The following is a 14,175-nucleotide window of genomic DNA, read 5'->3' on the forward strand; positions in this document are numbered from 1 at the left end:
TGAGATGAATTAGTTTGGCTTTTTTTGAAAAGCAAGCATAGCCCAGTTACCACGCAGTTGCTGTTTGGTAAAAGTCAATTCCTGGTTAGTGGCAGCTTGTTGAATAGATGGAATATCCTCGTGCAGAATGCCGCTGATTAAAAGCGTTCCATCGGGTTGAATGGCTTGAGCCAGGGTTGGTAATGTTTCTAAAATTACATTACGGGTAATGTTCGCCAAAACAAGATCAAATTGTTCGTCAGCTTTTATTTGATGATGATCGCCCAACCTGACTTGAAAAGGAACAAGCTGATTGACCTGAATATTTTCGAGTGTGTTGTGGTACGCCCATTCATCGTTGTCAATCGCAATTATAGATGCTGCACCTTGCATAGCTGCTAAAATAGCCAATATGCCGGTTCCGCAGCCAAAATCAAGAACTTGTTTGTTTTTTATTTGATAATTCAGCATTTCTGCAAGCATCAGGTAGGTTGTTTCGTGATGACCGGTTCCAAAAGCCATTTTAGGTTCAATGATGATGATATATTGAAAATTACCGGTAACAGAATGAAAAGGGGCTCTGACAAGTATCTTGTCCTCAATATAGATCGGTTTAAAATTTTGCTCCCATTCTTGATTCCAATTCTTTTCTTCTAATGCTCTGATGGCACTAACGGATGCTTTGCCTTTTTTGTTGTATCGGGCTATAGTTTGATGTAATGCATCATTGTCAAAATAGTCTGTCTGAATGTAAGCAGTAAGCCCCTGTTCGGTTTCTTCAAATCCTTCATAACCAATTCCTGCAAGTTCTGCGATAATAGTATCCACGACCTCGGAATTGTTCACGGTTATTTCGGCAATAGTATAAGGCATGACCTAAGTTTTGAAATATAAAGCTGCGAAACTGCTTCATACCATACGATTAAAAAAAGAAAATTTCTTAAAGAGAAAAGTTCAAGATGAAATTTTACTTAAAACAAGTGCGCTAAGATAGAACAATTAGACTCAACCGCAAAATGAAGTTTTAGGAGAGAAAACCCCAAAAATGAATTGTCGCTTAGAACTTTATGTCAAAAGAAAAAAGCAGTTAAAGACATAAAACCTATCCGGTTATTCTGGCATAAACAGGAGAATTTTGGTCAATTTCAAGTTGATACAATCAAACTGATGGCTATAAGTTGTTGACATTAAATAGGGTTAAGTTGCAAACACTTTTCTATCTTTGCCTACTTGATAGCTATGGAAAATAATGCAACATTAACTGCTTTGGCAAGAATACGCAGTCTGCAAAAAAAGGGAGTGGACGGATATGTCTTAGACCTTAGCAATCTGGAGCTTACTTTTATTCCTGTAGAAATCGAAACCCTGCGAAACCTTAAGGAGCTGAATTTACAAAACAATCAGTTAACTGTCCTTTCCTCTGAAATAGGTAACCTGCCCTCTCTTCAAGTAATCAATGCTTCCAATAATCACATCGGTCAGATTGCCAAATCTGTCAGAAAACTCGGCAACCTGAATCATTTAGATTTGTCGGGCAATAAACTAAATAGCTTGCCTTATGAGTTCGCACAACTAAAAAACCTGTTGACACTTAATTTAAGTAACAATAATTTTACCGATATTCCTAAAGCAATCAAACAACTGCCTAAACTCGCCTATCTGATATTTAATTATAACCGGATTAACCGTTTGCCCAATACCATTTCTCAAATGAGTGAATTGGTGGAATTGTGTTTTGAAGGAAATGAAATAGACAAATTGCCCGATTCAATCGGACAACTTCAATATCTTAAAATACTGAACCTTGCCGGTAATAAACTGAGCAATATCCCCCCTTCCATTGGGCAATTAAATAATCTTCAGGTTTTAAATGTTGCCGGTAATTTATTAAATTCTCTTCCCTCCGAAATCAGCCTTTTGCGTCAACTGCAACGACTGAATTTGTCAGACAATATGCTGTCAAATATCCCTCTTCAAATAACATCTCTCAAAAAACTTACAAATACGCCTGACCAACCCGGCTTAAATCTGAACAAAAACAGGTTTAATGTGCCTGATGAAATATTCCAACGCGAACCTGCCGAAATTATTCAATATCTGACTGACTTGCAGTTGTCTAAAAATACCAAACCTCTGCTCGAAGCAAAAATCATCTTTATCGGGTCGGGCGAAGTCGGTAAAACCTCACTGATAAATATGTTGACAACAGGCAGCTTCAATGCTGCCGAACCTATTACCGATGGAATTCAAATTAAAGATTGGGAAGTAAAACGCGGTGCCGATCATGTTAAAGTTCATATTTGGGATTTTGGAGGACAAGAAATTCTGCACGCTACTCATAAGTTTTTTATGACTGACCGGACAGTTTATGTTTTGGTCATCAATCCGCGCACGGAAGACAGATATGGCGATTCAGAATTGGAATACTGGCTGAAACTCATCCGGTCTTTTGCAGGAACTGCAGTGCCTATTGTGGTTGTAGTAAATAAATGTGAAACTCATAAAATTGATCTTGCCAAAGGAACCATGCATGACAAATACCCGAATATTATTGGATTTGTCGAAACTTCCTGCAAGGAAAACAAAAACATTGATAAATTAGAATCCTCGATAACGCAAGCCATTTCCAGACTTAAACATATTGACGACCTTTTGCCTAAAAGCTATTTTGAAATCAAACAGCATTTAGAGCAAAGCAACGAAAACTACATCACTTACGATGGATATAAAAAAGTTTGTTTGGAAGTTAATCCGGATTTTACAGAACAAAGCATGACAACTTTGGTCAAATTGCTTCACGACCTCGGTGTGATGCTTAATTTTAGTGAAGACCGTTTGCTAAAAGACACTCAGGTTTTAAATCCCGAATGGGTTACTAAAGGCGTTTATCAAATTATTGCTTCCCCAAAACTCATCGGAAAAAAAGGAATTATTAAAGCACAGGAAATCCGGAACATTCTCGACAGTAAAAGCTATCCTACCGATAAAGAGCGATATTATATCATGGATATCATGCAAAGGTTTGAGCTTTGTTACCAGTTATCAGGTACTGATGAAAGTTTTTTTATTCCCGGTGCTTTCACCAAAGACCGTCCTGATTTTGAATGGGAATATAAACCCAATCAGCTTTTAAGATTTCAATACCTTTATGAAGTATTGCCTTCTGGAATTATGTCATTATTTATAGTCCGCGTACACGATTTTATTCGTCACCACGACTATTGGCGCAATGGCGTTATTATAAAAAAAGAGAGTTGTGAAGCTTTGGTTATTGCGGACCCACAGGAAAGAAAAATCTGTATTGAAGTTAGCGGCAACGGCAACAAACGAGATTTCCTTGCTTTTATTCGTTCACAGTTTGAAGTGTTGCACAAAAGGTTTTCAGGCATTGTAGTCAAAAAATATATTGTTTATGAACACGAACATCAGTCAGTTCCTATTGACCTGGATTCTTTACTGCTGCATGAACAAATCAATGAAAAATATATAGTTATAAAGGAGTTGAAAACAAAACTACCGGTTAAACTCCTTCTTAGTGGCATTGAGCCTGAAAAAGAATTGACAGAAAACCATCAAAACAACCGTTCTTATGATATAGATAACACCCGCCGCGAAGACTCATTTACAGACAAAGGAAATCAAAAACCTGCTGAAAAAATGATAGAAACCTATAAAATAACCAGAATTCTAAAATACATTGGCGGTGGAATTGCAGGAATAATAGCCATTTTGGCCGGTTTATCTGAAATGGTGGGTGAACCAATCATCAATTTGATAAAACAATTTTTTGCAAAATAAACTCAATATATCAGCAGTGAGGTTGGACTTCAAAGAGTTCGGTCAATTGCTTATTTCAAATCACGAAAAACAATCAAACCATCATACATGGAACGCAGCAACTACATGACCATTGAAAAACAAAACGGGGTGGCCACCCTTTGGTTAGACAAAAAAGACGATAAACAAAACATCATTTCGCCCGAACTGATCGGGTTGTTTGATGAAATATTTGCCGAATTAGATGCCGATTCGGACGTAAAAGCAATTGTGGTGATCAGCCGGAAAAAAGACTTTATTGCCGGCGCCGACATCAAAGCATTTAAAGCCGAAAAACCCGGCGATTTTCAGCCCATCTCCCGCAAAGGACACGAAATCATGAACCGCATCCAACATTCGAAAAAACCGGTCGTTGCTGCCATCAACGGCACTTGTTATGGGCTGGGGGTCGAACTTTCATTGGCCTGTCATGCCCGGATTGTTTCTGACGACAGAAGCACAAAGTTGGCGCTGCCCGAAGTAAAATTAGGACTATTACCCGGTGGTGGAGGAACACAAAGACTTCCAAGATTAATTGGAATCCAAAAAGCATTAGACATGATGTTGACCGGTAAAAACATTTACCCCTATCCTGCTTATAAAATGGGCCTTGCCGATGCTGTGGTTAACAAAAACAAATTACATCAGGCAGCTTGTCAGTTAGCTCTAAAACTGACCCATCAACCTATCTCAAGAAAAGACAAAAGGACTTTGACTGAAAAATTATTAGAAAGCAATCCTTTGGGACGACAGTTGATTTTTAGCCAGGCACGAAAAATGGTTCAAAAACTGACACAGGGCAACTACCCGGCTCCGTTTGAAATTATAAATTGTGTCGAAACAGGCATGTCGAAAGGTTTGGAAGCCGGTTATTCGGCCGAAGCAGAGCGGTTTGAACAACTCATTCTTAGTCCGGAAAGCAAACAGTTGATTAACATCTTTTTTATCATGTCGGAAAAAAAGAAAAATCCGATGGCCGGGCTTGTCCGGCCGGTTAATACCATTGCCATGCTCGGAGCCGGTTTTATGGGCGCCGGCATTACCGAAGTCAGCATCAACAACCACATCAACGTGCTGCTAAAAGACATCAAAACCGAAACCATTACCTCGGCTCAGAAAAGTATTTGGGAAACCCTCTATCGAAAGGTAAAACGCAAAGCGATGAACAAGGTGGAGGCAATGCAAATTTTTAACCGCATGACCGGACAACTTGATTACAACAATTTCCATCAGGCAGATGTCATTATCGAAGCCGTGTTCGAAAACATCGGCATCAAACAAAAAGTATTGGCCGAATGTGAGCAATATGCCCGCGAAGATGCCATTTTTGCCAGCAATACCTCTGCCCTGCCCATTTCGGCTATTGCCCAAAACGCCAAACGTCCCGAGTTGGTAATCGGTATGCACTATTTCTCGCCGGTTCCCAAAATGCCTCTGCTCGAAATTGTCAAAACCCCGCAAACCGCCGATTGGGTCGTTGCTACTTGTTTGCAACTCGGCATCAATCAGGGTAAAACCTGCATAGTGGTAAAAGACGGCCCCGGTTTTTACACCACCCGCATTTTAGCCCCATTTTTAAACGAAGCCCTGCTGCTGTTGGAAGAAGGAGCCGAAATACCCGCTATTGACCGCGAACTGAAACAATTCGGATATCCGGTCGGCCCCATTGCCCTCATGGACGAAGTGGGCATTGACGTAGGCGCTCATATCATGAGCGGCGATTTGATGAAATCTTTTATCAGCCAACGCGAAGGACTGAAAGTGAGCGAGGCATTGCTCCATTTGCATAAAGCCGGATACAGCGGCCGGAAAAACAATAAAGGATTTTACCTCTACGACCAAAAAACCGGCCGCAAAGTAAGAGGCAAGATTGACCCGAATGTGTATGACTTTTTTGGAGGAATACAAAGCCGCCGCCCCTTTAAACCGGCCGACATACAACAAAGAATGGCGATGGCCATGGTGAATGAAGCCGCTCTCTGTTTGCAGGAGGGTATTATTGAATCAGCTTTGGATGGGGATGTTGGTGCAGTGTTTGGGTTAGGGTTTCCACCTTTTCGTGGTGGGCCGTTCAGGTTTGTAGATAATTTTGGGGTTGATCACGTAGTAAAAGTGATGCAAAATCTTCAAACTGATCATGGAAGCCGTTTCAACCCTGCTCCTATCCTATTAGAATATATGGCAGCCGGTAAAAAGTTTTATCCATAACTTTTTTATTTGCTTTTTAAACAGCCTTAGCTTCCAGAATTTATTTCGCTGAAAATTATTGCTGATGGTTGATAAAACAGCTATCTTTTTTCATTCTTAAAGTACAAACAGCATAGGATTCGATATCAAATTGAATGCTGATATTATTAAGAAACCGTATCGTGTTTCCTTATAGTATTTGGTTGTTGAAAAGATTACTTTTTTCATTTGAAAGATTCAGTTTGTTTAACGCGCAGAATATGCATAAAAAAACCCGACTACTCTTTTTAAAAGTAGTCGGGTTAAAACGTTAGGTTATTTTAGCTTAGGTTAATTCATTGTCAGGGCAATCAATTTTTATTGATGAAAACGGGTTAAATCTTCTAAGGGTAAGGTATCAAAAGCTGTAATATCAAAAGGATTACCGGCAACATTCAAGGTTTTTAAACCTGATAATTTACTGATTGACATCGGTAAATTTGTTAGGCGGTTGTTTTGTAAATACAGACTATTGAGTTTAGTCAGATTTCCGATAGTAGCAGGTAAAATTGTCAGACGGTTATTGTCTAAGTGCAATTTTTCAAGACTTTTTAAATCACCAATACTTTCAGGTACTTGCGTGATGTTTTGATTAGATAAAAACAAACCTTTTAATTCGGTTAAATTGCCAATACTCTGAGGTAATTGAGATATTATATACCTTTCATCAACCAATAAAAATGTCAAACGACCTTCTTCCCAAACCTGAATACCTAAATTCAAAGGCTGTTCTTCAAGTTCTGTTAAACCATTTGCATGAATTATATCGTTGAGGACTGCTATGTCGCCGGAATAGTGTAACATTTCGTCACCATTCGTGTTGGAAGCTTGCGCCGGGGTAAGTTGTAAGTTTAAGGATAACACTAAAGCAAAAGAGTAAAGCGTTGCGTTTCTCAGCCAGTTTTGAAGGATGCGTGTCATAATTAATAAAGTTTAAGTGGTTAATTTCTGTTTCTGTTAGTTAATCGTTTAGTGCTTGCAAAAAGTTACAATGCCTTGAAATTTATTTTTGCATGGTACTATGTTTTGCAAGGTACTAAATATGTAAACAGGACTTTTAAAAACTTACAACTCTGTTAATAATTTTGTAAAAAAAATTTCGTACCTTAGAAAATAAGCGAAAAGCCTTTTTAAACCTTACTATAAAAAAGGCTATGCAGACTGAGTAAGGCTGTTAAGATGGGTAATAAGAATGACTATTTGGCTACCATTCCTCTTCGTCAATAATAAGGAACAATTCTTTGAGGTTTTCTTCTGTCAGACTTACTCCGGCTCCAGTTCCATTTTTACCAATTACCTCAAGTTTTACCTTAGCCATTCCAATTTTTGTCAAATCTATTTTCTGTGCTGCTGCTTTTGACAAATCAATAATCCGGTTTTTAACAAAAGGCCCCCGGTCGTTTATTTTGACTACGACAGCCTTATCATTGTCCAAACGAGTTACTTTAACCCTGGAACCCATTGGCAATGTGCGATGAGCGGCGGTAAGTTTATTTTGATCAAAAATTTCGCCTGATGATGTTCGTCTGCCATGAAATTTTTGAGCATAGTAGGATGCTATTCCTGTGTTCTCCAAATCATCTGGTATAAATCCTGTAAATGCTGAAGATATTATAAAGCAAAAAAGTAAAAAGTAAAGTTTCATTTAAAGAGCTTTTGAGATGTGACGAAATGATATCCTAAAAAAATTAAAACTCATGCAATCATTTAACAGATCTAATAGTTAGCCTTAACGTGCATTCTGAATAATTTCTGCCTTAACTGACCCCTGAATTTCCCAATCGCCTGATTTGGAATTTGTCCATCGTTCAGAAAAACTGATTAATCCATGGTTGACTGCAATATCAGTGTGATTAAAATTCCAGATTTTAAATCCAACTAAAGAATCCCGTTTGATTAAGGACCGTAAATTTTGAATCAGATTCTGATTACTGATAACAGCCTTTAGTATAACTCTGTCCAATCCTTCGGACACATTAGACACACTGCGTTCAAAATAAGCCTTTACAGAGGCTTCCAAATGATAGACATCAATTTGGCGTGGGTCAAATGCTGAAATTGAATTTTCGATGGTTTTCAAGACAAATTCGTTGAGTTTTCTATGACCGGCCTCAATACCTTTGGGGCTAACATTCCCTTGTTTCAGCAAAATACAGGTTAATCCGATGGTAGCCGGGAAGTCTGACTCAAAAAATGGAAGTTTTAAAGGAAACAAATCAGTATTCCACAGACCAACCGGTTGAGGAATTTGAATAATTGAACCTGCTTCAACCAGCACCTTCCCTAAATTATTATGACTGCCATGCGAAAAATGAACGCCTGCCTGACCTGCTAATTTGAATTGGTCAGTAATAACCACACTTTCACCGTCAACTTTGAAAAATACACACCATAAATAAGGTAATGCTACACTTGTGATTTTACTGCCTGCACGATGACAAATCAGTCTTTCAAAATTAACACTGAGGCGGTAGGAATGCATGTCAATATTTGGAATTCATTCTGGAAAACTTCAGGTTTGATTTTTCTCCACTATAAAAACATTGGATAACTTGATGGATCTGCTTCGTTCATGATGGCATAAGCAGTTTCAAAAACATCTTCGGCATTGGGCTTACAAAAATAATCACCATCCGAACCATAAGCACCTCGATTTGCCTTTGCGGTTAGTGTAACAGGAGCAGAATCTAAATAATAATATCCGCCCTGAGTTTCTAAAATCTGTTGCATGATATAAGCAGATGCACCTCCGGGCACATCTTCATCCAAAACAATCAGGCGGTTGGTTTTTTTAAGCGATGAAACTGTTTTATGGTGAATATCAAAAGGGAGTAACGTTTGGGCATCAATTACCTCTAACGATATACCTGCCTGCTCCAAACGATTGGCAGCTTCCAATGCAATTCTACAACTTGAACCATAAGTTATTAATGTGATGTCCTTACCTTCTTTTAACACATCCGGAACTCCAAGTGGAACGGTAAAAGTTGAAAGATTATCCGGCATCATTTCTTTTAGCCTGTAACCGTTCAAACACTCAATAATAATAGCAGGCTCATCACTTTGCATCATGGTGTTATAAAATCCTGCGGCTTGTACCATGTTCCTTGGTGTTAAGAGATAAACACCTCTGACTGAATTTAGAATCATACCTATAGGAGAACCTGTATGCCAAATACCCTCCAAACGATGCCCCCTTGTGCGAATTATCATTGGCGCTTTTTGGCCCCCGTAAGTTCTGTAATGCAAAGTTGCCAAATCATCCGCAATAGGTTGAAGCCCATAAATAAAATAATCTAAGTACTGGATTTCAGCAATAGGTCTAAGCCCACGCATCGCCAATCCTATTCCTTGGCCAATAATGGTTGCTTCCCGAATACCCGTGTCAAAAACCCTTTCGATTCCATATTTAGATTGTAATCCGGCAAAACCCTGATTGACATCGCCAATTTGTCCTAAATCTTCTCCAAACGCTAAAACACGAGGGTCGCGATCAAATATGGCATCAAAACAACCATTCAGCACTTCGAATCCATTAACCATTTTAGATGAAGGGCTGTAAACCGGAGGAATCTCTTCAACTAACAAAGCATTCAGTTTGGAATGGCTGTGTAAGTAAGTGGTATATAATTGCAGGTTATTCTTTTGAAAGCTGTTATTCCAATCCCTCAGTTCCTTTATATTTTGAGGATGTTCAAACCTGAGTTCCGCTAAAGTTTTTCTGATGTGATGAGCAACCTCTCTTCTGGTAGGATTAAGCTCAGATTGTAAAGCAAGTTTGGCATTTGTCAAAATTTCGGGTTGGTCAACTACCTTTAAAAGTCTGTCAAAAATTTCAAGGGTATGTTTCAGGTCATTCTGAATAGGCAAGTTAAATTGTTTCCATGCTGTTCTTTGAGCTTCTTTGGCTTCAGCTTTAGCATCATCGTCAATTATATCTAAGGTTTGAACATCGGCTAATCCTGTATCCAAAATCCAATTGCGAAAACCAAGTAAACAATCCTTGTCAATTTCCCATTGCAATCTCTCTTTCGATTTGTATCTTTCGTGTGAACCAGATGTTGAATGTCCTTGCGGTTGGGTTACTTCCTTAACATGAATTAGCACCGGTGTATGTGTTTTCCTTGCATTGGCAACAGCAGTCTGATAGGTTTTAATCAAAGAGGGGTAATCCCAGGCAAAAACTGTATAAATCTCAAAACCACTTGCCTTTTCATCAGTTTTAAAACCGCTCATCAATTCTGATATAGAGCCCTTTGTTGTTTGAAATTCAATAGGTACAGAAATTCCATAACCATCATCCCAAACTGAAACTATCATTGGTATTTTCATTACCCCAGCTGCGTTCATTGCCTCCCAAAAAATACCTTCCGATGTACTTGCATCTCCAATCGTAACAAAAACGACTTCGTTGCCGTTATCAGAAAATTTATTAAACTCCTGTAAGGTATCAATTTCGCGATATTTTTTTGAAGCTAAAGCTAAACCAACAGCTCGGGGCATTTGACCTGCTGTACTTGAAATATCCGCTGAAGTGTTTTTAATTTGCATCAGGTCATTCCATTCTCCTTGTTCGTTTAAACTTCGGGTTGCAAAATGAGCATTCATTTGCCTGCCGGCAGAATGGGGTTCTTCTTCCAAATCAGGATGAGCATACAACTGAGCAAATAGTTGAGGTACGGTTACGTTTCCCAAAGCCATCATAAGTGTTTGGTCGCGGTAGTATCCTGAGCGGAAATCACCCTTTTCAAAGACTTTGCTCATTGCAATCTGAGGCAACTCCTTACCATCTCCCAAAATGCCGAATTTGGCTTTTCCGCTTAATACTTCTTTACGACCTAATATACTGGCTTCTCTGCTCAAACGGCCTAATCTGTAGTCATCCAATACTTCTTTTGTAAAATCTTCGACGCTTAGCTTCTTGCCGGTTAAGGACTGTATTTCTTTTTGTGAAATGCGGTTTAAGGTGGTTGAACTCATATCTAATCAGAATAATACTGTTTGTTGAAATGGGTTGAAGATTAGTTTCTAAAACAGGAAGCCTGAAAATCAGAAACACGTCGAAATTATTCAAAGGCGTTGCAAGATAATCTAAAAAAAGTGCTTGAACAAGGCATTTGACAATTATTCGTGAGTAATCATGGTTATTGTCAGATTCTCAAACTTATAAGGCAATTGCTGTATTAGGGAATTGAACTGAATTTTAAAATGCAAGAAACGGTGAGCTTCTAATTTAACCGGTTATACTTTGATTTTAAACAGCGCGTTTTTAAAGTTCAATTTCTCTGTTGATACACTCAAATATAAACTTATCTAACTAAGGGCAACAATGTTTATCGCATTGGGTTTTAAAATCCATAAGCATTAACAACTGATTGTTTCATTACAAATGAAATGTTCATAATCTTCAAAATCTCATTTTCTATTTTTTGACTCATCAAAGTTTAACTATGCTCTAATTATATAACTGAGGAACAAATTTGAATGATATTCTAAAGCCTTTATAAAAAAAGGATGTGATAAATGCTATTTAATTATCCACATCAAAATTTTTTTATTTTTTTCATTTTTTATTTTGTTGTCCATCAGTTTCATTGCTGAATTTGAAATAGCAGGGCAACCCCAACCTTCCACTGTTCCTCTTGGATAAACCGGATAATCGGTTACTCTATCCCATCCGTGAAAGACTATCTGACGGTCTAAAGCATTTTGATTGGAAGCTTCCAATCCATGCATTAAATATTTGACGTTTATACCCCAGTTACTATATCCTCTTTGTCCAATTAAATACTTGCCTTCAGAAGAACAATGACTACCGGAAACATTACTTGTTTCGACATTGTTTTTTGAATTATCTCCACCCCAAGGATTATCGCAACACCCATGACTTACTAAAAAACTATGAGCAATTTTGTTTTGATTAAAATCCCATACAAAAAAACGTTCAACCCCCGAATGTTGTCCTAAATCTATTAAAATAAAAAAACGGTTGTTATAATTTCTATTGTCACAAAATTTTTTGGCTTCTTTTGCTTTTTCAATATAATCCTCACTTTTGGCAGTTTTCATCTCGCCTATCGTTTTCATTTTATCTGCGTTTAAATTTTCACATCCTTCTGACAAAACTAACAGAGGAATCATGCATAATACAGTAATGGCTAATTTCATTTCAACTTATATTTGGTGTTAAAAATTTATAGGTCATAAAAATGGTAAGTATGCTAACAATAATAAGGCTCAGGTCTTTTCATGGACGTGTTAACGTGTATTTCAGAATGTCAAAAGATGCATAGTTAAGTTTATGGAAATTTGTAAACAAACGCTCCCTTTTCAAATGTATTGTATATATCTAAGGAAAGACTATCAGCCGCTGACATCCATTTTTTTGCAACCCAGCCCTTGTTTGAACCATCAATGATGATCATATCAATCTCGAAACAGTTTTTTAATTCATTTAATTCCGCCCGGCAATTATGGGTCAATATTAAATAGTCTATTTTCAAAGGCAAAGAGCCGGTTGAAAAATTACAATGATCTGTAGAATCGGAAAGCAGGAGAAATCGTTTGTCAAAAAACTTAAGAAAAGGAGGATCTATCAACAGGTTTTGCGGGAAAGGTTGAGCGTATTGAATCTCCGGTTGATTATTTTGTCTCAGGATGGGTAAAAATTTCCTTTCCCGAATGATATGGCTTCGCTTTGATGAAGCAAACAATTCGTCTAAGCCCAAACTATCCGAAATAACAACAGAATGATTACCATAAACCAGTTCCAAAGCTGAGGCACCTTTATACTGATAAACGATAATTTCTTTGTTTTTCTGCATTTGGTAATTCTGGTAAGCCCAACCAAGTCCTAAAACCAGAAACAGGAATAAAATTAGTTTAACAATTTGGATTTGTCTCATTAAAACAGTGCAGGTAATCATTCCAATAATTACATATAAAGCAACCGTTTCTTCCATTGAGATTGAAAATCCCTGAATCACTGCGAAGGGAAGATGTTGAACTTCATATAAATAGGAGTTAATGAGTTTTAAGGTCCAATCTAAAATTGCGCCTAAAACCTTAGCGACCGGTTCAACAGGTGAAATTAAAAATAACAAAAAACCCAAAGGCAATAAATATCCTGTAACGGGTACTACCAACAAATTGGCCAATAGAAAGTAAGTTGGAAACTGATGAAAATAATACATTGTGAGAGGTGTTACGACCACTTGTGCTGCCAGTGTAACCGAACTAATCTGCCAGATTTTATCTAATATTTGGTTTTTTATTTTTAAGGCTTGATAGAACTTAGGTTGAAAGAATATTATTCCTGAAACGGCGATATAAGACAATTGAAAACCAATATTTGTAAGTGTGAAAGGGTTTAAAAACAAAGTAATGAGCGCAGCAAAACCAATAATATTGTAGGAATTGGTTTGCCGGTAAAACACTTTGGCAATCGTAAAAATGGTAAACATTCCTGCTGCACGCGTAACAGAAGGAGGTAATCCGGCCAACATTGCATAGAACCAGATGATCAATAACACTAAAGCCGCTTTTACCCTAATTGTCCAGCGTCCTCTTTTAAAAAAAAGAGAAAGTATCCAGTTTGCAGTCAAATATATAATTCCGACATGCAGCCCGGAAACTGCCAATACATGAATGGTTCCGGTATGAGAATAAGTTTCTTCAATATCATCAGGCAGAAAATGAGTATAGCCTAAAAATAGCGCCATTGCAACGCTTTTTTCATCATTTCCCTTTAAAAAGGTTTTAATAACCTCTATAAAATAAGCGCGCAAGCGATAAACAAAAGTAAATATGTAGTTACCGGTATTAATATTTAATTCCAGTAAATCTTTAGCTTCCAGATAAGCCTGGTGGTAAATCTGACGGTGCGACAAATAGGTTTTATAATCAAATTCTCCCGGATTTTGGGGAGGTTTAATTGTTTTGAGCGATGATTTACACCAAATCCAATCGCCATATTTTAGATTTTGAACCAAACTATCTTTTTCAAAATAAACCAATGCTTTACCAAAAACCGATCTTTGGTCGGTTCCATTTCTGATTTCCAAAACACTGACTTCTGCTTTAAAACTTTGAATTTTTCGATTAGCGGCTCATTTAATCTCAACATTACATAAGAAGTATCTGTCAAAAAATGAG

At 37.7% G+C, this 14,175-nt stretch carries 9 protein-coding genes; 2 read left to right on the forward strand and 7 right to left on the reverse strand.

Annotated features, from left to right (window positions below; all coding sequences use genetic code 11):
- Positions 1 to 9: 9 nt before the first annotated feature.
- On the reverse strand, positions 10 to 852 hold the full coding sequence (gene prmA / locus IPM47_17565) for a 50S ribosomal protein L11 methyltransferase (protein ID QQS28634.1): 843 nt from the start codon (positions 850 to 852) through the stop codon (positions 10 to 12).
- Between the two features lie 366 nt (positions 853 to 1,218).
- Between prmA and IPM47_17570 the strand changes: the two genes are divergently transcribed.
- Positions 1,219 to 3,777 (forward strand): leucine-rich repeat domain-containing protein, encoded by a 2,559-nt coding sequence (locus IPM47_17570; GenBank protein ID QQS28635.1) that lies wholly within the window; start codon positions 1,219 to 1,221, stop codon positions 3,775 to 3,777.
- Positions 3,778 to 3,864: 87 nt separating this feature from the next.
- Positions 3,865 to 6,003, forward strand: coding sequence for an enoyl-CoA hydratase/isomerase family protein (locus IPM47_17575; GenBank protein ID QQS28636.1), 2,139 nt, complete (start codon positions 3,865 to 3,867; stop codon positions 6,001 to 6,003).
- Between the two features lie 336 nt (positions 6,004 to 6,339).
- Here IPM47_17575 and IPM47_17580 read toward each other — a convergent pair whose 3' ends face one another.
- From IPM47_17580 to IPM47_17605, 6 genes are all read right to left on the reverse strand, one after another.
- Positions 6,340 to 6,942 carry a leucine-rich repeat domain-containing protein gene (locus IPM47_17580; protein QQS28637.1) on the reverse strand — a complete coding sequence of 201 codons (603 nt, stop codon included), beginning with the start codon at positions 6,940 to 6,942 and terminating at the stop codon, positions 6,340 to 6,342.
- 283 nt (positions 6,943 to 7,225) lie between these two features.
- On the reverse strand, positions 7,226 to 7,666 hold the full coding sequence (locus IPM47_17585; GenBank protein QQS28638.1) for a septal ring lytic transglycosylase RlpA family protein: 441 nt from the start codon (positions 7,664 to 7,666) through the stop codon (positions 7,226 to 7,228).
- Positions 7,667 to 7,750: 84 nt separating this feature from the next.
- Positions 7,751 to 8,503, reverse strand: a complete 753-nt coding sequence (locus tag IPM47_17590; GenBank protein QQS28639.1) for a hypothetical protein — start codon at positions 8,501 to 8,503, stop codon at positions 7,751 to 7,753.
- A 50-nt stretch (positions 8,504 to 8,553) separates the two neighbouring features.
- A complete protein-coding gene (locus tag IPM47_17595; protein ID QQS28640.1) occupies positions 8,554 to 11,001 on the reverse strand; it encodes a transketolase in 2,448 nt (815 codons plus the stop codon).
- Between the two features lie 546 nt (positions 11,002 to 11,547).
- On the reverse strand, positions 11,548 to 12,189 hold the full coding sequence (locus tag IPM47_17600) for a murein L,D-transpeptidase catalytic domain family protein (protein ID QQS28641.1): 642 nt from the start codon (positions 12,187 to 12,189) through the stop codon (positions 11,548 to 11,550).
- Positions 12,190 to 12,320: 131 nt separating this feature from the next.
- Entirely contained in the window at positions 12,321 to 14,084 is a 1,764-nt protein-coding gene (locus tag IPM47_17605; protein QQS28642.1) for a ComEC family competence protein, read from the reverse strand.
- Positions 14,085 to 14,175: the final 91 nt, after the last annotated feature.

Source organism: Sphingobacteriales bacterium (assembly GCA_016700115.1).
Lineage (GTDB): Bacteria > Bacteroidota > Bacteroidia > Chitinophagales > UBA2359 > UBA2359.